Raw genomic sequence first — 20,787 nt, 5'->3', positions numbered from 1 at the left:
TAAATGGTGCAATTACTAGCACAACACTATAACAGGCGTTTTTTTTATCACGGTGATTTAAAGTAAATTGCCTGTAAAGCAAGCACAAAGCGCAATAAAATACGCTCAAAAAATTTACAAACCACCACCGATTTTAAATGATAATAATTTCTATTAAATAATACATCGATTAGGCTTTAGGGCGAAAACCTAAAGCAGACAAGAGCAATAAGCCTAAGTAACCTAAGCTACCGCCATCATCTTTGGCTGTCATTATAACATCTGCATCTTTAGTATCCTGTACTTCGGGATATGCCAGGGCGATGATCACCGGATCGTGATCTGATGATGAATAGCCATTGTCAGACTTAACTAAATCGCCGGTGTATTTGCTACTGTATTCAAACAAGCTCGATTCAACCGCATTGATATGCCAGTCTTCAATCGCCACTACCCGAGCCGCTAAGCTTGTATTACCTAAAGCATGGTCTAAATTACCTAACTCACCACCATAACTGTACGAGTATGTAGCAGGCCCATGTGCTTGGGTGTTTAAGTTGATTAGCCCATAGCCCTTATCAATCACACGTCCTTGTGCATCATGCTCTGCGCCATTTAAGCTGGTGTGTGAGGCGATTTTTATCACATGTTCAGTTAGGCTGGCATCATAGTCAGTGAGTACTGCTAACGGATCTTCTTTGCCATAGGCATTTAAATCGCCAATCACCAGCACATCACCGTCTAAGCCGGTTACCGACTCACCGATCACTTTAGCAGCAGAAACGCGAAAGGCATTACACTTGCCCTGTAAATCTACAGGCTCTGAATCTTCATTAAAGCTTAACCAATCTTCTAAACAGCCTGAGCCTTTAGATTTAAAATGATTAACCACAATCGTCAGCTTGTTACCATTAATGCTAAAGCTTTGCATTAGGCTGTGGCGCTGATATTTATGGTAGGCGGGATTTGTTTCTGTTACGCCCTCATTGATACGGGTTAGCGCTCCTTCTGCCACGTGTTGCTCAGGGGTCGCGATTATTTGAGCTGCGTCAGCTAAAGCAACAACGGCGGGTCGATATAATATGCCAACTGCGATAGCATCAGTGCCGATGAAACCGTCATTGTCAGTGACTTTAACAAATTGATAAGCCTGCTCAGGTGCCAGCTTGGCATTAAGGGCATCAACTAGATTTTGAATGGCACTTAACTTACCAAAGCCATTATTTTCAACTTCCATTAAGCCAATAATATCGGCATTCATCGCCGCCATCGCATTCACGATTTTTGTGCGCTGCAGCAGCATTTCAGACTCAAGCTTTGCCCCGCGATTGTGGCCTAATGGGTTTTTATCACCGCCAAACTCACTATTAAAGAAGTTCAGTACATTAAAACTTGCTACCCGTAAGTCACCTTGGGCCGCAATGGCTGGCGCTACGGTGCGATCATGATGGCGAATAAAATCACTGGCACTAATGTCATTGGTTGGCATAAAGCGATATTGCTCATAACTATAGCCAATCACACCTTCAATATTGGTCAACTGATCGCCAACCCGAATATAGCCGTTATCGGCATTAAAGCTTGGGAAATACGGCACCTCGCCATGTTCAGCTTTATAGTCTGACTCAACCACCAGCTGGTTGGCGATATTGGCGCGATTCAATGCTATCGCCTCTGCTGATAATGGTGCATAAACCTGCGTGGCTTTCATCAGTGGCGCTTTATGTGATAACACCATGTTGTTGCGATATGAGTCATAATCTAGGCTAAATGAACGGGTAACTTTCATGTCACTTGCAGTGTCTAATAGCACTTTCATGCCTTCAACACGCTCCAGCGCTTCGGCAAGTGATTGACCATCAGCAATATGTAACGGGGTCGCGGGCAACTCACCAACATAGTTACCTAAGTGAAATTGTTGCTGCTGTGCAATATTGATTTGGGTAAAGCCTGCATATTCTTGTACTTTACCAGTGACGCAAATCTGCATCCCCGGGACAATTTCTGCTGGCGCAGTGTCTCCCCAATGGACAAAAATACCATCAGATGTCAAAGGCGAGCCGTCACCTTGGGGATCTTGAATAAAAAAACCTTTATATAATCTTTCTGCCCGCGCAGTAACCACACCTTTAGTGGTCACTTCATGAATGGATTCATCCGCGCCTGCAGCGATAAATGGACTCATCTCACCAGCGCCTTGGATCTCATAGATAGGAACAGTGGTTTTGCCTTCACATGAAAACTCATTCGCTGTCACGTCTTGTGTCGTTAAGGCTTTGGCCTGTGCCTGCATACTCATAACCAATGTGATGGCTAACGATATTGCAGATAACTTGCTTACTCTCATTTAACACTCCAAATTATTATTCTTATGCTTATTGAAGCCATATTACAACGGACTATTTAATCGCTAATTGGTTAAATTACAATCTTAAAATGGCATTGTGCACACAGCTATTTATTCGCATTCATTTCGCTGAGTTTAATATCGAAAAAGGAGCCGAAGCTCCTCTTTAATCAATAGCTCAGCCACCTAAAATGAGTGCGACTTTGCTATTTTTAAACATTAGCAGTTAATATTTTGCTGCCGCATCTTCTTTTGGCAAACTGTTCTCAATAAACTCACGTAAGTCTTGATTTGATTGCTTTAAATCTTCGGCACGTAAATACATCATATGACCGCTGCGGTAGCCTTTAAAGCTAAGGCGTTGTTTCATTTTGCTGCTCGGATCTAATTGCCACATGCTATATTTGGCATCGAAGTAGTTCGTCGCGCCGTCATAGTAACCCGCTTGAAATAACACATTTAAATATGGGTTTTGCGCCATCGCCTGACGTAGGTTTTCACCGGTTTTATTTTCGGTGCGATCCCACGGGTGTACATCACCCAGCATGTAATATTTTACATCGGTTTTGTAATTTAGCTCTTCACGCATGTAAGCATTAATTGCAGGGGTAAAGGAGTGTAACCAAGACATAAGTTCAGCGTTAAAGTCTGGGCTATCACCGACATCTTGTTTATCTATGCCGATATAACGTGAGTCTAAACGGCCAATGGTTTGCCCACGCTCACGCAGTAACTCTTTCCAAAAGTATCGAGTTGACACATCAAGGTTTGATTTCAAAATAACATCAACACTGAGGCCTGAATACAGCGCCACTTTCTCTGCAATTTTTTGTTTATGATCTGGAGCGATAAAGCCGCCCATAGCTAGTGCAGGGATATATTCATTAATGGTAAAGGCTTCAACTTCAGGCAAAAAATCAGCAAGGTCGGCTTGTTGAAGTTCAGCAGTTAAGGCTTTGTGATACCAAGCCGCTGCTGCGAAATACGGTAAGCGGTTAGCTGATTTAACCGGGCCTTTGCGCTCAATACCCATGTCAGTCGGTGAGACTAAAATAACCCCATTCACATACATCCATTGGCGATTTTGTAACTCAAGTGCCAACCCAGCAACTCGGGTGGTGCCATAGCTTTCACCAATCAGATATTTAGGTGAGCGCCAGCGTTCAGTACGACTGACAAAGGTATTGACCCATTCAGCTAAATATTTGATGTCAGCGTTAACCCCAAAGAACATCTCTTGTTGCTCATCTTTGCTTGGCATTTCACCGTCTTTATTAGCTAATACCCTTGAATAGCCGGTATTGACCGGGTTTACATAAACAATGTCGGCAATATCTAAAATCGAGTATGGATTGGTTTTCACCCCATAAGGTTGTAGCGGGTAACCTTCATCATCAACATTAATTGCACGCGGGCCGGTATAACCAATATCCATCCACACAGAAGCTGAGCCTGGGCCACCGTTGAAAGAGATTAACAGCGGTCGTTTGGCGGTATCTTTTACATTATCTCTCTGATAATAGGTATAACTTAAAGTGGCAACCGCCTCGCCTTTTTTATTCCATACAGGCTGAGTGCCAACCGTTGCGGTATAGGAGAAGCTATTGCCGTTCACCTTGGTTTTATGGTTGGTCACCACTGTGCTATCCACTGCAATGTTACGGTCATAATCTGTTTTTTTACTCGCTACGGGCTCTTCAGCAATCGCGGCGGTGGAAACAGAGCAAAATAACAATGCGGCAAGAATGCCTGTTCGACTGGCGGTGTTCATAGCTTCTCTCTTATTATTAATGTTCTAGATTGAGGACTTAGGATTTACGATTTACGATTTACGATTTACGATTTACGATTTTACTTTGCTATACGTCATTCGGTTTAAGCTAAATTTTGCTTAGCTGCACCTCATTCGGTTTAAGCTAGGCTTTGCTTTATTGCACGTCATTCTGTTTAAGCAAAAAGAGCATAAATCTTATTATTGGAGCCTATTTAATTAACATATCAGCTAAAGTGCAACATTACAGTTGTGCCTTTTCGTTACAACCAAGGTAAGCAATTGTTTATTAAGCACTTTAACATCTATATAAATCGTAACTAAACGTACACCTTTATTTAACCGCGACACATGCTACCCTAAAAACAAAACCCCATAACAATGAATAAGATAATGTCACCCTCCACCCAGCCCACTACCGCTGATTTAGCCAAGCAATTAACCAATTAAATAACCACAGCTAAAGCCGCTGTGGCAAAGCAAACCTGGCACTTACTTATATCGAATGAAAGCCACTAATGAACAACAGGCTGTAGTTCATCAGTACTTATCACAATGGCGCCATTTACTCTCAATAGAGCAATGACATGACGCATGGAATATCGCTAAATTCGTTTGCTATGCCCATCAAGCAGTCTCATACGCCCAGATGATTAATCATTTGCCGCAGCAGCATATTCAAGACTTACAAACGGCCTTTAAAAATGCCTTTAAGCGATTGTTTAATATGGCGTTAACGGCAACTTGAACGACATAATTAATTGCTGTTAAAGCTCGCAGCGAGACTCAAATTTAAAAAAATGCCGATAATATTTATCGGCATTTTGATTGATTTACTGTTTTTATGACTCTCAATAACTAAAGCTGTACCAAGTTATACCCAAAAGAGCTGCTGCTATCTGGCATTAATACAAAGCTGTAATTACTTTCACCGTCAAAGCTAATAAAATCAGATTGATATAATAAGGTTTTAGTACCGTTATCTGACTCATAAACCACATTAACTTCATAATTATCATGGAGTAATACTAAGCTATCTTGATCGGTAAAATCCAAATCCGTGATGCTATATTCTGCCGACTCAATCGTCTCCGAGCTGCGAACAAAATACACGCTTAAATCATCATAATCCTGCGATAAATTCACGATATCAACGTTGTTTTCAAAGGCTCTTGGGCGCAAATCATGTTCAATGACCATGCCTTTAATTGTGTCATCTTGGTATAGCAATAAGGTACGGACATCATCTTGATTAAAGGTCACTAGTACATTGTCTAACAGTATTTCTGCAGTGGCTGAATCTGTGACACTGACGCCATAATCATTAAAACCGGTTTGTTGGTAATCGCTTACAGTAAAAGGAGCGATATCCAGTAAGTAATGCGACTCAGCTTTACTGATCACATCGACATCTAAACTACGTTGCTCTAGCCCGTTAAAGACCCGAAAATCTGCAGTAGCATCGATGTTAGTGTAAGACGTTGGCGTTGTGGTTGAATCGACACTGTCGATCACCACTTTTAAATCACCTGAACCAAAACTGTTTCTAATCATAAATTTATAAACAGTTTCTGTGGTTAAGCTCATACTGCTTGTGGTGTAGACCACATTATCTGTACCCTTGTCGGTGAGATAAACAATATAGTCATCAGTGTCGAGCATCAATTCTGAGGTGACCCCACGGTAATCGACACTACCAATCATAGTGGCATCGGCGTATGAGTCAGTGTCGAGGGAAATGTAAGCATCAAATGCCATTTCCTCTGCAGTAACATTGGCAACCAGCACCTGCATTTTACTGTATTCATTATCTTCATCGCTATTGAGGTCATCCATATCCGCGCGGTCATAAATAACCTTGAGTAGCTCCGGCGAGTGATAATCACCATAAAGGACAAATAAATGATTCTCTTCTTTATCTAGATCCATGTCCTCAGAATAAATACTGCTTGAATCACCATTTTCATCTGAACCATAGATCTCCATGGTGACACTACCAGTAGCGTAACTATAGCGGGGCATACTGTCGCTAAACGCCACCGAAGTGTATTCATACTCGTCCATCACCAATGATGTGGCTGTGCTGTTAGCCGACGCATTATAAAACTGGATATAAGCACTATCAGTTTCACTGTTATCATCACTATCAGAAGAATCACAGCCCATCAGAGTTAAGGAGCTCAGTCCCAACATCATTAATCCACACATTTTTTTATCAAACATAACAACTCCATTAACGATTTAACTACATATTAATGGATAGGACTAAGCTTGAGCGTAATCGATTGTCAAGAAGTGTAAAGCTCATAAAGACTATGTAAATTAGAGGGTTCCATTACTCTGACAAAAACAAAAAAACACCGACAAGTCGGTGTTTTAAAGGTTAAGACAGTAAACTTATTACTGCAGTGCAGCGCTTAGCTACCGGCTATTTTCATTTCACTCAGTAAGATACCGCCAGTGCGAATAGATGAACGTAAGTCTCTATCCTTAGCCACACCTTGAATGCCCATGAACATGTCTCTTAAATTGCCTGCAATGGTGATTTCTTCTACTGGGAACTGAATTTCACCGTTCTCAACATAAAATCCAGCAGCGCCGCGAGAGTAATCGCCTGTGACCATATTGACACCTTGGCCCATCACTTCTGTGACGATAAGACCTGTGCCCATGGCTTTTACTAATTCATCAAAGGTTTGGCCGCTATGACTTAAGGTCCAGTTATAAATGCCACCAGCATGACCTGTATTGACTAAATCTAACTTGCGCGCTGAATAACTGGTTAGCAGGTAAGTGGATAAATGGCCAGCATCGATAATATTACGCTGCTGGGTAGCCACACCTTCACTATCATAATTTGCACTGGCTAAAGCGCCAATAAGATGTGGGTTTTCCTCGATGTTAAACCATTCAGGAAACAGCTGCGTATTAATCGAATCTTGTAAAAAACTCGATTTACGGTACAGACTGCTACCACTTATCGCACCGATCAAATGACCCATTAAACCAGTGGCGATTTCAGGCGAAAATAGTACAGGCAGTTTAGCCGTGGGAATTTTACGGGCATTGAGACGACTAGCCGTTTTGTTAGCGGCTAAAATCCCCACTGACTCAGGCGTCATTAACTCATTATATTTACGTGCAATGGTGTAATCATAGTCACGCTGCATGTTGCCATCGTCTTCTTCACCGATCACCACACAACTTAAGCTATAGCGTGAGCTGCAATAGCCTTTTAAAAATCCGTGACTATTGCCATAGACCTTGGCTGCAGTATGAGCATTAGCGGTCGCGCCATCAGAATGCTGCACCCGACTGTCTACTGACAAACTGGCTTCTTCGGCGCGAATGGCTAATTGAGCTAGTTCATCAGGAGTAATATCTTGAGGATGGTATAAATCTAAATCGCGGATGGTTTGCGCCATTAACGCTTTATCAGCAAGGCCACTAAAAGGGTCTGATGAAGTATAACGGGCAATATCATCAGCGGCTTTAACGGCAACGGCAATGGCTTCAGGACTAAGGTCAGAAGTTGAAGAGCTGCCCTTACAACCATCACGATAAACCGTAATACCTAAAGCACCATCTTTATTAAATTCAACGGTTTCAACTTCTTTTTCACGGGTTGAAACCGACAAACCTTGTTGTTTGCTAATGGCAACTTCAGCCGCACTCGTGCCTAACTTTTTTGCATGCTCTAATGCGACAGCAACGGCATCTTGTAACGCCGTTAATTCAGTATCAATATTATTGGTAGACACAAATTTACTCTTTAGTTTCCATTGTTAGGCTTAGCATATCAAATTCAAAACTGTATTGATAACCATCAAAACAAGGATTTACCCACCACAATGGCGCTAAATAAACTAACCTTAAGTTAATCAGTGAGTATCATATTGAATTCTCGCAGATTGATTCTATGAAGCTGGTTGATAAATCGGTCTCTACAGGCTTGCTCTTTTGGCAAGCTGAAGACGATGGTAAGCATCAAAGATTGACCAGCCTTAACATATTTAAAAAATATTCATCGGCTTAAGCTTGAAAACCCGTTATACAGTGGCCTACACCACCCTGAAAGTGCTATTATTCGCCGATATTTATGAGAGGTTTATTACTATGAAAATTGTCGGCGATTCAGATCACTTTAAACAGCCATACGACAATGACGATGAATACGTCAGCAGAACAGAATTTAAAAAAGAAAGCGAAGAAGCTCAAGAGCTTGGCATGCGCTTAATTGCATTAAGTAAAACGCAGCTTGATAAAGTCGAGCTAGAAGAGTTTTTATACGATGCAGTATTAAAAGCCAAAAATATTAAGCAAAAAACAGAAGCCTATCGTCGTCATTTACAATACATTGGCAAACTAATGCGTGGCTATGATCATGAGCCAATCATTAAATCAATCGATAATGTATTGAATAAAAACAATAATGAATCTGCACAGGTTCATAAAATTGAGAAATTACGTGCACGCTTATTGGAAAATCCAAACGAAGAAGTTGAAGCTTTACTGGCTGAATACGCAAGTTTTGAGCGTCAAAAGTTACGTCAATTAATCAGACAAACCAATAAAGAACTCGCTAAAGGCCCTGACTCAAAATCATTTATCGAGTTGTTTAAATATTTACGTGCTGGAATAACCGAATAAACACCACTTACAAGGATGTTGCTGATGCTGCTAAAAACAATAATACGCGCACTGCCTTTTTCTATTGCTTCTCTATTTTTAATGACCGCTTGTAATGGGCCTTCTGATGATAACGATACTGGCAGTGGAGGCGAAGGCAGTTACAGCATTAGCCTAAGCTACCAAAGCGTTGTTAATGGTCAATGCGCTGAAACCACTGATGAATTACGCTTTGATGTAACTGAGAGTTTTTGCGCAGTAGCCCAGTTAAAGCAATCCAATAGTAATGTCAGTGGCGCCATTGTCAGCTTTGCCCCAAGTTTTGGTCAAGCCAGTGTCGATAGCACACTAACAAACAGCAGTGGTATCGCCAGCGTATTCATCAGCACCACAGATAATACTGTCGGCGCAGGTACCTTAGTGGTGTCTCATACCCCTACAGATACTGAAACCGAAACTGATGACAGTGTTTCTGCCTCGCGTAATTTTGAATTTATCAATTCAGCGACCACGCCAACACCTGAAACTATCACAGTCAATGCCAGTATTACCCAGGCAGGGCAAACGGTTACCCGTTTTAAGATTGATCAAGCCGTGTTGCTTACGGCAGCAGTTTTAGATGGCAGCAATCAACCATTAGCTAATCAATTAGTGAGCTTCCAGGCTGGCAGCGCCAGTTTATCGCCAAATACCGCCTTAACCTCTGCTGATGGTATTGCCAGTGTCAGTTATACCCCAACCAGCAGTGAACTTGGCGCTTATAACTTAATTGCCAGCACCGACTTTGATGGCACCACGATTTCAGGCAGCAGTGCTTATGAAGTGCTAAGTGGCGATGAAGTAATCCCTGAAGGTACAATTAAGTTTGGTTATATTGTTGACCCTGAGACATTCATTGAAAGTAAGCTTGGTTCAACCTTAATCGCTGATGACCCCGACGCAGATCCTCTAACCTACACCATCGGTGCAGGGGCAAGTTTTGGCGTTTATGCTGATGTGATTATTGAAGCGGCTGACGGTACATTCGAGCCATTACAGACCCCCGTAAGCGTATCGTTTAGTTCTGATTGTGTCGCCAATGGCGATGCGAGTCTTGATACCCCGGTTACGACATCCTCAGGCAGAGCCAACTCAACCTTTCAAGATAGCAGTTGCAGTGGCAACAGTATTCGCAGCCAACGAATTATCGCTGCAGCCGTTATTGGTAATGACACCTACAACGCCAACTTCGATTTCTCTTTAGAGCGCCAAACTTTAGGTAGCTTGAGCTTTATCTCTGCAGAGCCAAACCAAATTCGCATTAAAGGCGCTGGCGGTACAGGTTCTACTGAAAGCTCATTAGTGACTTTCTTAATCAGTAGCGCTAATGGTCAACCTGCAGCGCAGCAAAAGGTGACCTTTGGTTTAGACACCGTTATCGGCGGCTTAAAGTTTGCCAATGGTGATGAGGCTATTAGTAATGCCAACGGATTAGTTAGCGTTACAGTGCAATCAGGCACAGTGCCTACACCAGTGAGAGTGTCAGCATCTGCAGAAGATACAGATTCGGGCATCATCATTACCACTCAATCAGAGCAGTTAACGGTTAACACAGGCCTGCCTCAACAACTGGGCTTTAACATTTCCCCTTCTTTGTTCAACCCAGAAGCTGCTGATGTTAATGGTGTTGAAGTCACCATGACCGCCTATGCCTCTGATAGCTTTGGCAATCCTGCGCCCGATGACACCACCATTAACTTCACCACAGAAGGTGGCCAAATTCAGCCATCTTGTTTAACTGTAAATGGCAGCTGTTCAGTGGTTTGGACTTCAACCGACCCACGTCCTACAGATCATCGCGTGACCGTATTGGCTTATGCCTTAGGTCATGAGACCTTCTTTGATACCAATGGTAATAATATCTATGATGATGCCGATGGCGGCGCAATCGCAGAGGCGTGTTTAGATACCGAAGGCGTAAAAACAGCTTGTACTGGTAACGGTATGGACAAAGAAACCTATCATCAAGGTGGTTTTAGTGACTTAGGCGATGCCTTTAGGGATGATGATGAAACTGGTATTCGCCGTGATGGTGAACCTTATTTCAATACATCAGGAAAGTCATATAACTCACATTGTGATGAGATTGACTGTGAAAATCCCTTCAGCGGTGATGGTATGTTCAATGGCCCACAGTGTGATGATACTTCTGAAGGTGAAGATGATAAGTTTTGCGGAATCGAACAAGCCAATAAAACTTACATTCGTGCCGCAACGGTATTAACGCTATCAGGTTCTAAAGCGACCATTATCACCACTGATACTGATCGCACACCATTCACAAAACTCACCGTCTCACCTGAGAGCATGACTACGGTGAAAGTTGAACTGTATGACAGTGCCAATCAAATGATGCCAGCAGGTTCAACTTTAACGGTTGCAGCAGTCAATGGATCTATCACCTTTAGTGGCTACGCCGTACCCAATGCGACTTGTTTCAGTTACAAAAGTATTACGCCTCCATTGTCATGTGATGTAGAAGCGACTCAGTTTAGCTATACCGCAGCAGATGAAACTGGTGAAGACATAATTACCTTAACCGTTACCACTCCGCGCGGAATTAAGACAGAAGCATCAATTACGGTTACAGTGCAGTAGCACTGCTAAAACCCCATTACGATCTGAAACTATTAAGGCCTGCTAATGCAGGCCTTAATTTTATGTTCCCTTAGCCTTATTCAGGAAGAGTTAGCACATCAAGCTAATGCACCAAATAAGTGCTTAAAGAAGCACTATTGGTAACTGCGACTCATAATTAAACTTTTAAATATCTGTTTTATTTACAATATTTAGTTGGTCTAGTCTTTGCTTAGCCTGCATCGACTTTAGTAAAAAGGATTTTAAATGCTACCTTTACATACCTCATTACGAGGTTTGCGTTGTTTTTGTGTTGCAGCCGAATGTCTCAGTTTTAAAGAGACTGCTCAAAAATTATTTCTCACCCCTTCAGCGGTGAGCCATCAAATTAAACAGCTAGAAGAAAACCTACAACAGCAATTATTTATTCGCCAAACTCGCTCAATCACTTTGACAGAAACAGGAATGCGCTTTTATCAACAAATTACCCCGTTAATGCTGCAGCTGACCGAAACAGTCAATAACTTCAATAATGCCCACACCATGCATGAAGTCAGTATTTCCATGCCAGAATTTTTTGCCAGTGAGCTGTTTGTACCGCAACTGGTGGGTTGGTCAAACGAATACCCTAATATTAATTTAAAGCTCGAAACCGTTAAAACCCGCGCCAAACAAACGGCCAATACAGATCTGTCGATCGTGTTATCTGGTAGTCGCCAAGACCCTGATAAATCGTATGATTTATTTCCGCTTAATTATGTTCCAGCCTGTAACCCAGCACTGTTTAACAGGCTTGAACATAAAGGCTTTAGCGCCCTGTTAGAAGTCCCGTTAATCATGCATCAGGCAAGACCCTATGCCTGGCATCAATGGGCTGAAAGTGTTGGCCTTGATCATTTCAAACCCAAACAAATAATTCAATTAGATAGTATGTTTAGCGTCGCAAGAGCTGCTGAGCAAGGTTTAGGCATCGCATTAATCCCGCTGCCTATCAGTAAATCATGGTTTGAAAACAATCAGTTAATTTCATTGTTTGAGCAATCTTTAACCAGTCACGACCGCTATTATCTGATCAACCATAACAATGTCACCAAGCCTGAAGTGCAGTTACTTATTGATTGGGTTGTCGCCCGCTTCCATTTTTAAACCACCTCACCAGGGCTGACTAATAGGTTAACCACTGCATGAGTGAATAAATCTCACTTATCAAATTGATTTATCTCGTTTGTCAGCCTCAGGCTTTTTTCCTAAATTAGCCCTGTAGCAACTAGCTACTACCTATAAAGGAATATAACCATGAAAAAATCAACACTCTCTATTATCACCGCTGCAGGCCTATTACTTTCAAGCTCTGCTGTGATGGCCAATGCCATCGAAACGAGCAAATATAAAATGGTACTTATTGAAGACACACCTGGAGTTGATGCCATTCAATCTGGTGACATCAGTGAAGGCATCGCCCTAACAGAAGCTGCCACCGCCACTGTCATTGACAAATACACTCGCAGTTTGAGTCTTTGTGTTGGCTACACTAAGCTTTCAAAGTTTGATATTGCTGAAACAGCTTGTACTGAAGCGGTAGAAATGGCCAATAAGGCTGCTAAGTTACCCTCAATGCAAATGCGAGCTTATGCCTACAATAACCGTGGTGTTATGAAGTTAATGGCTAATGATAATCTAGGCGCACTGGCTGATTTTAAGAAAGCAGCAAAAGCCAACCATGAGCCAATTTACCAACATAACTTAAGTCGCTTAGAAGCGGAATTAAGTCGCTCTGAAACAGGAACGTTATAATTTGGAAGACGATCAACAGCGACAGCAAAGCTTAATGATTAAGCTCAAAGACATGAAAAACAAAATAGGTATATTTCATCTGAATATACCTATTTTTATTTATCAAAAAAATATCAATATCACGATCACTGGATAATTAAGCTCAATACGCCATGATTAACCAGCTAATTCACAGCCCTAAAGGCCGCCACTCAAAACTAAACACTGGCCCCTTCCTTACTAAATAATCGACGTCTTACGCCAATATAAGCCAGCAAGCTAAACAGTAAAAATAAGCCCCACATTTGCAGCCACATTGGCATGATGGCATCCCATGAGGCGCCCATTTGATTTAACTGCAACATACCCATAATGGCAGGTACAGCAGGGATAATTTGCGAAGCTTGCACTAACGGCTCAGGAATTAATGCCAGCGGCCACACAAAGCCTGAGACAAATAAAATCGGCATTGAGACCAATAATAATACTTGAGTGGGTAAGTCACGCCTGACAAACAAACAGCTTAATGCAACCCCGCACGCCGCAGTCGATAATATAAATGGCACCATAAACAGCAACACTTGGCCTAAACTCGCTTGCACACTAACGCCGTAAAAGTAGTAGCAATAGCCCAAATAAAAACATGAAAAAAAGCTATAAATTAAACTGAAAACGGCTATTCGTGCGGTGATCAACGCCAGTGGCGATACCTGCTGCCAATAGCCCTGTTTACGCCATTGGCCTGCGCCTAAAATACTGGCACCTATCAAGAGGGTTTGATGCAAGATCAGTAAAAATAATCCCGGCACCACATAAGGGGTATAGCCTAAACTTGGATTAAATGCCGGCACACTATTTAAATTGACTGAATTAAGATCTTGTTGAATTTGCTGCGGATTCTCGCCCCGCGCCAGTAAGCCTATCATTTTCACTTGTTTACTGGCATCCATGCCTGCTGCCACTAACCCTTCTGCTACCGCAGAATAAATTAAGAAGTAACTGGCATCACCACCGTAACTTAAGGTTGCCCCTTTACCCAGCAGTAGGTTACGCCTAAAGCCTTCTGGAATAACCAATAAACCAAAGGCATCGCCGTTAGCAATCCACTGCTGCGCCTCATTGATGCTGGCCACTTGGCTGACTATTTTGATTTTGGGGCTGGCATCGGCATGACGCACTAACTGTCTGCTCAATGAAGAGTTATCATGATCTACCACGACAATTTTTTGCTCGGTAGGGACTTGATGTAAATAAGGCAGAGGGTATAACACCGAGTAAAACAGTAAGCCGCCAAAAACCGTCAGTACAATATCTTTATCACTTAACAGCGCTTTAAAATCAGCGATAACAAGTTGCAACCAATTCATCGAGCCTCCTGCTGTTGGCTCACAACAGCTAACGACTCAGCACTATTTACCGGCGCTTGTTTTTGACGAATAATTTTTACTAATAGCCAAGCAATAGGCAGTAACACGAGAAAATATAACAAGGAGCTAGATTGCAATAATACCTGCCCAGCCTCGGCGCCATAGCTGACCACAGTCACATGGGTGTCCATATAATGACTTGAAGGCATTAACAATCGCCACCACTGCGCCAATTGCGGCATATCATTAACTGGAAATGTAATCCCCATAAAGGCAAATGCTGGCGCAAACATCGCCGAGCCCATACTGATACTGCCAGCAGGCTCGCGCATAACCACCACCACTAATATGACCAATAGCCACAAGGCCCCTAGCATCATGGCCTGAGTCAGTACTAACAAGCCTAAGCTGCCAGCAATGGGTAAGCCTAAATAGCCATATAACCAAACTAAAATAAAGCCGCCATGGAGCAACATGATTGGCGTGTAGAGCATGACTTTAGTGGCCACTAATTGCCAAAAATTATCAGGCAATAAGCATTTATCTTCACCTTTGATCAAACTAGCATTTAAGCTATTCACGAACACCATCATTGATAATAACTGCAGCAATGCAATTAATACTGGCGGCACTAAAAATCCGACGTAGTTATTATTACGATTAAATAAAGCCGTGGTTTGACTGGTCACTGGGGATAAATTTACTGCAACAGATGCTTTATTGGCACCGCCTAAAAGTTGTTTTAGCCCCGCCACTTGCATTAACCCTGAGCCAAGGCTTAATTGTAATTGACTGGATAACAACTTACCGACTAATAAGAACTGGCTGTTATAACGAATATCTATGGTCGGGCTAGCGCCTGTTAATAAGCCATGCTTAAACTGATGGGGGTACACTACCAGCGCATAGACCTCTGCAGTACTCATAGCTTCTTGAGCCAGTGCCAGATTAGGATAAGTTTTAGGGCTGATAACGGAGTTAGCACTGAGGTTGCGAGTCAATGTTCGCGTTAGCTGGCTGTTATCTAAATCAACCACTGCTACGGGTAATTGTCGTGGTAAACCTGCACTAAATAGCCACCATAAACACAACATGCTGATGATGGGAATGTAAGTCACCAAGGCTAATTGCCAAGGTGAGTTCCACAGTGTCTTGAGTTCTTTCTGTAATAAAGCTCCCATGAGCGCCTCTAGCCTCTACTGGCTTGTAAATGCTGAGATTAATCTAATGTCAGTAATACTGACATGCCCACTCTAAGATCATCAATGGCTTCATTGGGGCGCAGCTCGACTTGAAAAGTACGCATATCAAAGTCGTGACCACTTTCAGTGGAGCGCCAAGTCGCAAAGCTTCCCATCACACTGATGTGCGCCACTGTAAAGTCCGTGGTCAGTTTTAATGCCGGAATGGTTAGCGACACAACATTGCCCACTTTAAACTCAGCCAATTGGTCTTCACGTAGTTGCAATACGGCCCAGGCATCCGACATATCAATTAAACTGACCACAGGAAAACCACTTGGGGCTAACTCGCCAGCTTGTAATAACACGTCACTGACCTCAGCCACTTTAGGCGAGCGCATTTGGCTGTCGGCTAAAATGGCATTCACTTCTTTGACTGCACCTTCTGCCATACGGGCATTACCCGCCGCAGCAGCTTTAGTCTCGACTCGCGCGCCTTCATCGGCCATTTCATACATAGCTAACGCCGCTTGCTCAGTGTATTTAGCTGCTTGCCATTGGGTAAAGGCTTCATCGCGCTTTTGTCTGGCAACCACTCCTTCATTAAACAAGTTTTCAACTCGCTGATAGGTGGTTTGCATTAACTCTGTCGCCGCCTTAGCTTTGAGCCATTGCTCCTTTGCTGCGGTAACTTGCTGTTGTCTTGCGCCGTTATCCGCCTCTTGTTGCATGGCATTGGCGGCGTCACGACCGCCCTCCGCTTGCATTAATTTAGCGGCTAATTCCGGGCTATTAATGGCAAATAATAAGTCGCCAATGGCCACTTCGTCGCCGCGCCTAACCATGACTTGCTCAACGCGGCCGGGCACTTTAGAGGAGATATTGTATTCTCTGGCCTCTATTTGCCCCTGCAATACACTGGGTTTAGGCTCAAATGCCAATCTCAAGCCGTTAGCTAATATGCCCACCAAAAAAATAATGGCGATAACTGCAATAATCTTATTAGCCCGCATGCTGGCTCTCCTGTAATTGGGTTCGACCGATAAATTCATCCACTTGACCGCTGATGGCCATTAATCTGGCATATGCTTGTACATAGCGATATTGCGCCCCCAGTTGCTGGGTTTTAACAGCGCTGAGTTTAAGCTCTGCATCCACCCGATCGATTGAGGTTGATAGACCTTGATTAAAGGCAAGTTCACGTAATCTCAGGTTTTCGGTAGCGAGAGCTAAAGAGGCATTAAGGGCGTTAACTTCTTCATCTGCTTGCTGGAGTTGGCGATAGCTTTGATCCACCAGCAGGCTTAAGTCTTGCTGAGTTTGCGCCTTAGTATGCTTAGCTTGCAACAAGGCGCTTTGGGCGGCTTTGACTTTACCGCTGCGGCCATCACGGCTAAATATTGGCACATTTACGCCTAATCCAACCATCCAGTCGGGTTCAATTTGCGAAAATAAACTATCGTCCTCGTAAAGGGTGTAATTACCGTATAAAAATACGGTGGGATGATACTTACCCTTTTCGAGTTTAATTAGCCCATTCGCTTGGGTTTCTTTAGCCTCCAGCAGTTTTAGCGCAGGGTGCTGGCTGATGGTTAACTGGCTTAAGCGCGGCAATGATGGCGGCTGCGCCAGTGAGAATAACCCCGATGTAGGAGTAGCATTGCTCAGCTGCAACATTCTCGATAAAGCAATGGTCGACATTTCATATTGGCGTTGGGAGCTGCCTAAATTAACTTTGGCATTTTCTAGCGCCACTTGGGCATTTAAGCGCTCAACTTTGGCAATCTGCCCTTCGCGCTCTAATTTCTGCGCGTGTGACGCGTGCTCGGTTAACGAATCAACCAACTGTTGATTCGTTTGCACTAAGGTTTTGGTCACTGCTACTGCAAAGTAGCGATCGACAAGCTGGGTAAACAGCTCGCGGCTGACTAAGGCGTACTGATGCTTTTTTTCTTCCACTTGGGCGGCTTGAATACCTTGAGCCGCAGTAATTTGTCCACCAGTATAAATTGGCCACATGGCTTTTAAACTGGCTCGAAAAACGTCTTGCTCGGTAAACGGGGTCACAAACAGTGAGCCGGGGATCGCACCAATGATATTGCCAAGGGCTGGCGGCAGAGCAGCGGGATCTAATGATGCAATGGGATTAAGATCCCGTAAATCAAGTTCTACGGGTTTTTCTAAGCGGGTATAACTTCCTGATAGATCAAGCGAGGGCAAACTTAAGTCTTTGCCCGCATCTTGCTCCGCTTCAGCGCGGCTGACTTCTTGAGATTGCGCCTTTAACTTATCACTGACCGTTAGCAGTTGTTGCCAAGCCTGATTAAAAGCCAAGGGCTCAGCCTGAGCTGCGCTAATAACGCTGATCCCCACAACTAAAAATGCGGCAAAACGACTGCACATAATACGATTACAAATGACCAAATAGCCCATTACACCACCCTGATTAGATTTTTTACTCTATGTTATTAGCAAGTCGTGACTAACTTTACTTTTTACATCAACAACAGTTAGTTAAGTGTAGCTAAATATAAAGCAATGTCGATTAGAATGGCCTAAATAACTAAGGTGCTATTAAGGCACCTTGGTTTCATTGTTAAGCAGTGCCGCCAACGGTTAAACTGTCTAACTTCAAGGTAGGTTGCCCCACCCCAACTGGTACACTTTGACCATCTTTACCGCACACGCCGACACCTTGATCTAAGGCCAGATCATTACCCACCATAGATATTTGGCTCATGGCTTCTGGACCGTTGCCAATAAGCGTAGCCCCTTTAATTGCTTGGGTGACTTCGCCATTTTCAATCAGGTAGGCTTCTGAGGCTGAGAACACAAATTTGCCTGAGGTAATATCCACTTGGCCGCCACCAAAATTAGGCGCATAAATGCCTTTCTCTACTGACTTGATCATTTCTTCAGGCGTTGAAGTGCCAGCTTCCATATAGGTATTAGTCATACGTGGCATTGGCAGGTGCGCATAAGATTCACGGCGGCCGTTACCGGTTGTCGGCTCGCCCATTAGACGCGCATTAAGCTTATCTTGCATATAGCCCTTTAAAATACCATTTTCGATTAAGGTGGTCTTTTGGGTTGGCACCCCTTCATCATCAATACTTAATGAACCACGGCGATTAACAATGGTGCCATCATCCACTACGGTAACTAATTCTGAGGCTACTTGCTGACCGACTTTACCGCTAAAGGCACTGCTGCCTTTACGGTTAAAGTCACCTTCTAAACCGTGACCTACTGCTTCATGCAGCAATACGCCAGGCCAGCCGTTACCCAGTACTACGGCCATTTCACCTGCTGGGGCATCAATAGCATTGATATTCACTTGGGCTTGACGCACCGCTTCACGGGCAAAGTCAAAACACACAGGTAAACCGGCGTCATCAGTTGCCATAAATACGCTGTAATCATGACGACCGCCGCCACCGGCACTGCCGCGCTCACGCTTACCGTTATCTTCTAAAATAACACTACAATTAAAGCGCACTAACGGACGAATATCCGCCGCTAAGGTGCCATCACTGGCAGCCACTAAAATTTCTTCATGTACGCCAGACAAGCTCACTACCACTTGAATAATGCGGCTATCTAGGCTACGAATATAGGCATCAGTTTGCTTGAGCAAATTAATTTTTGGCGCTTCTTCCATGGCCGCTATTGGGTCATCACTACTGTAAAGCTTATGGGTGTCATGACGTTTAAAGGCATGTACTTTGTGCTCTTGGCCCGCCAAGGCAATGCCTCTTGCCGCTTCTGCTGCTGCGCGTAATGCTGCTGGATTAATTTCATCAGCATAAGCGAAACCGGTTTTCTCGCCAGTAATGGCACGAACACCGACTCCGCGCTCAATATGAAAGCTACCTTCTTTGATAATGCCATCTTCAAGCGCCCAGGTTTCATGGCGGCTGCCTTGAAAATATAAATCTGAAAAATCAATATTATGCTGATGAATAATGTTCAGATAATCTTGCAGCCCGTCAAGGGTGAGTGCGCCTTGTAATAAACTTTGTTCTACTTGAGCTAAAAATGGCATTAATTCTCTCTTTAAGCCCCATGGCCTGTATGTGGATTCTTGTCTCACCGAACTTAATTCATCGCTCGGTATGTTAGCTAATTCAGTATTTATTTTAATTGGGGCGCAATAAAGCGATTGTGCGCCGCCACTGGAATTTGTTGTCTTATGGTCGCTAAGGCGGCTAAATCAAGCTGGGCTTGCACCCAACCTAGACCGGTCTTTTTCTCAGCGATAATCTTGCCCCAAGGGTCTACTATCATACTTTGGCCCCAGGTTTCTCGGCTACCTTGGTTATGCTGACCCCATTGATCGGCAGCCAGAAAATAACACTGGGTTTCAATCGCCCTTGCTTGGATCAAGGTTTGCCAATGGGCTGCGCCTGTTACCTTAGTAAATGCAGATGGCAAGGCAATAATTTCTGCCCCCGCTAACCTTAATGCCCTGAATAAGTCAGCAAAACGTATATCGTAGCAAATGGCTAAGCCTATCTTGCCAAATGGGGTGTCAATGACAGTGATACGATCCCCTGGGCAAAAAGTATCACTTTCTCGATAGGATTGCGTTTTATCGGCAACCTCAACATCAAATAAGTGTAACTTATCATAGCTGCCTAAGGTATTGCCTTCATCATCAAATAAGTAACTGCGACTATAGACCCTAGCTGCATCTGCAGAAATCGGGATAGTTCCGGCCACCATATAAACATGATGACGCTGAGCTAATGCGGCCAGTTGCTGTTTAAGTTTGCTGGATTCTTCCACAGCAGCAACAGCTAATTGCTGCTGCTCGTGACCACCAAATAGCAAACTGCACTCAGGCAGTACTACCAGTTGCGGTTCATTAGCCTTTCGAGGTAATACACTAAGCTGCGAGTCGATAAAGGCCAGATTGGCTTTGACATCTGTGCTGCTTTGACATTGCAATAAACTGACTTGCATTGGCGCCTCCTTGGCATTGTCGATGATACAGGCTAAAGGACACGATATTGGCTGCGGCCTCTGTGACTGCTTCATCTGCTTTAAGGTTTATGTCAGTAGCATCTACTTCATTAACACCAGCGTCATTAACACCAGCGTCATTAACATTAGCTTTATTAA

General features: G+C 43.5%; 15 protein-coding genes. 4 read left to right on the top strand and 11 right to left on the bottom strand.

Features of this window, described 5'->3' with window-relative positions; all coding sequences use genetic code 11:
• Window positions 1–169: 169 nt before the first annotated feature.
• From BCU94_RS01890 to pmbA, 4 genes are all read right to left on the bottom strand, one after another.
• Entirely contained in the window at window positions 170–2,326 is a 2,157-nt protein-coding gene (locus BCU94_RS01890) for an ExeM/NucH family extracellular endonuclease (protein WP_102475469.1), read from the bottom strand.
• A gap of 226 nt (window positions 2,327–2,552) precedes the next feature.
• Complete coding sequence (locus BCU94_RS01885) at window positions 2,553–4,097, bottom strand: carboxypeptidase (RefSeq protein ID WP_102475468.1); 1,545 nt, start codon at window positions 4,095–4,097, stop codon at window positions 2,553–2,555.
• A gap of 858 nt (window positions 4,098–4,955) precedes the next feature.
• Window positions 4,956–6,320, bottom strand: a complete 1,365-nt coding sequence (locus tag BCU94_RS01880; RefSeq protein ID WP_102439984.1) for a hypothetical protein — start codon at window positions 6,318–6,320, stop codon at window positions 4,956–4,958.
• A 194-nt stretch (window positions 6,321–6,514) separates the two neighbouring features.
• Window positions 6,515–7,858, bottom strand: coding sequence for a metalloprotease PmbA (pmbA, locus tag BCU94_RS01875; RefSeq protein ID WP_102439985.1), 1,344 nt, complete (start codon window positions 7,856–7,858; stop codon window positions 6,515–6,517).
• 355 nt (window positions 7,859–8,213) lie between these two features.
• Here pmbA and yjgA point away from each other — a divergent pair, with 355 nt between their 5' ends.
• From yjgA to BCU94_RS01855, 4 genes are all read left to right on the top strand, one after another.
• On the top strand, window positions 8,214–8,747 hold the full coding sequence (gene yjgA / locus BCU94_RS01870) for a ribosome biogenesis factor YjgA (protein ID WP_102475502.1): 534 nt from the start codon (window positions 8,214–8,216) through the stop codon (window positions 8,745–8,747).
• A gap of 24 nt (window positions 8,748–8,771) precedes the next feature.
• On the top strand, window positions 8,772–11,363 hold the full coding sequence (locus BCU94_RS01865; protein WP_102475467.1) for an Ig-like domain-containing protein: 2,592 nt from the start codon (window positions 8,772–8,774) through the stop codon (window positions 11,361–11,363).
• A 246-nt stretch (window positions 11,364–11,609) separates the two neighbouring features.
• The gene (locus BCU94_RS01860; RefSeq protein ID WP_102439987.1) at window positions 11,610–12,488 is read left to right on the top strand and encodes a LysR substrate-binding domain-containing protein; all 879 of its coding nucleotides are present in this window, start codon (window positions 11,610–11,612) and stop codon (window positions 12,486–12,488) included.
• Window positions 12,489–12,638: 150 nt separating this feature from the next.
• Window positions 12,639–13,136 carry a hypothetical protein gene (locus tag BCU94_RS01855; RefSeq protein ID WP_102475466.1) on the top strand — a complete coding sequence of 166 codons (498 nt, stop codon included), beginning with the start codon at window positions 12,639–12,641 and terminating at the stop codon, window positions 13,134–13,136.
• Between the two features lie 197 nt (window positions 13,137–13,333).
• Here the strand turns inward: BCU94_RS01855 and BCU94_RS01850 are convergent, their stop codons facing one another.
• The 7 genes from BCU94_RS01850 to BCU94_RS19640 form a co-directional block, all read right to left on the bottom strand.
• Window positions 13,334–14,482 (bottom strand): ABC transporter permease, encoded by a 1,149-nt coding sequence (locus BCU94_RS01850; protein WP_102475465.1) that lies wholly within the window; start codon window positions 14,480–14,482, stop codon window positions 13,334–13,336.
• On the bottom strand, window positions 14,479–15,663 hold the full coding sequence (locus BCU94_RS01845) for an ABC transporter permease (RefSeq protein ID WP_102475464.1): 1,185 nt from the start codon (window positions 15,661–15,663) through the stop codon (window positions 14,479–14,481). The genes BCU94_RS01850 and BCU94_RS01845 overlap by 4 nt, the downstream gene beginning before the upstream one ends.
• Window positions 15,664–15,701: 38 nt before the next feature.
• Window positions 15,702–16,676, bottom strand: a complete 975-nt coding sequence (locus BCU94_RS01840) for a biotin/lipoyl-binding protein (protein ID WP_102475463.1) — start codon at window positions 16,674–16,676, stop codon at window positions 15,702–15,704.
• Complete coding sequence (locus BCU94_RS01835) at window positions 16,666–18,066, bottom strand: TolC family protein (RefSeq protein ID WP_102475501.1); 1,401 nt, start codon at window positions 18,064–18,066, stop codon at window positions 16,666–16,668. The genes BCU94_RS01840 and BCU94_RS01835 overlap by 11 nt, the downstream gene beginning before the upstream one ends.
• A gap of 193 nt (window positions 18,067–18,259) precedes the next feature.
• Window positions 18,260–19,708, bottom strand: a complete 1,449-nt coding sequence (gene tldD / locus BCU94_RS01830; protein WP_102439992.1) for a metalloprotease TldD — start codon at window positions 19,706–19,708, stop codon at window positions 18,260–18,262.
• A gap of 89 nt (window positions 19,709–19,797) precedes the next feature.
• A complete protein-coding gene (locus tag BCU94_RS01825) occupies window positions 19,798–20,628 on the bottom strand; it encodes a carbon-nitrogen hydrolase family protein (protein ID WP_102475462.1) in 831 nt (276 codons plus the stop codon).
• Window positions 20,552–20,787 (bottom strand): hypothetical protein (locus BCU94_RS19640; protein WP_198590839.1); only part of this gene is annotated, 236 nt, incomplete at its 5' end. The genes BCU94_RS19640 and BCU94_RS01825, both read right to left, overlap by 77 nt.

It is taken from the genome of Shewanella sp. 10N.286.52.C2 (assembly GCF_002874545.1).
Lineage (GTDB): Bacteria > Pseudomonadota > Gammaproteobacteria > Enterobacterales > Shewanellaceae > Shewanella.
Note: the sequence above shows the minus strand (reverse complement) of the source record. Positions and strands in the feature narration are given on the sequence as shown.

Bases quoted from the DNA above. Each gene is read 5' to 3' on its own strand.
- yjgA (WP_102475502.1), top strand. From the start codon at position 8,214: ATGAAAATTGTCGGCGATTCAGATCACTTTAAACAGCCATACGACAAT.
- BCU94_RS01845 (WP_102475464.1), bottom strand. From the start codon at position 15,663: ATGGGAGCTTTATTACAGAAAGAACTCAAGACACTGTGGAACTCACCT.
- tldD (WP_102439992.1), bottom strand. From the start codon at position 19,708: ATGCCATTTTTAGCTCAAGTAGAACAAAGTTTATTACAAGGCGCACTC.
- BCU94_RS01835 (WP_102475501.1), bottom strand. From the start codon at position 18,066: ATGTGCAGTCGTTTTGCCGCATTTTTAGTTGTGGGGATCAGCGTTATT.
- BCU94_RS01860 (WP_102439987.1), top strand. From the start codon at position 11,610: ATGCTACCTTTACATACCTCATTACGAGGTTTGCGTTGTTTTTGTGTT.
- BCU94_RS01840 (WP_102475463.1), bottom strand. From the start codon at position 16,676: ATGCGGGCTAATAAGATTATTGCAGTTATCGCCATTATTTTTTTGGTG.
- BCU94_RS01865 (WP_102475467.1), top strand. From the start codon at position 8,772: ATGCTGCTAAAAACAATAATACGCGCACTGCCTTTTTCTATTGCTTCT.
- BCU94_RS01825 (WP_102475462.1), bottom strand. From the start codon at position 20,628: ATGCAAGTCAGTTTATTGCAATGTCAAAGCAGCACAGATGTCAAAGCC.
- BCU94_RS01850 (WP_102475465.1), bottom strand. From the start codon at position 14,482: ATGAATTGGTTGCAACTTGTTATCGCTGATTTTAAAGCGCTGTTAAGT.
- BCU94_RS01855 (WP_102475466.1), top strand. From the start codon at position 12,639: ATGAAAAAATCAACACTCTCTATTATCACCGCTGCAGGCCTATTACTT.
- BCU94_RS01885 (WP_102475468.1), bottom strand. From the start codon at position 4,097: ATGAACACCGCCAGTCGAACAGGCATTCTTGCCGCATTGTTATTTTGC.
- BCU94_RS01880 (WP_102439984.1), bottom strand. From the start codon at position 6,320: ATGTTTGATAAAAAAATGTGTGGATTAATGATGTTGGGACTGAGCTCC.
- BCU94_RS01890 (WP_102475469.1), bottom strand. From the start codon at position 2,326: ATGAGAGTAAGCAAGTTATCTGCAATATCGTTAGCCATCACATTGGTT.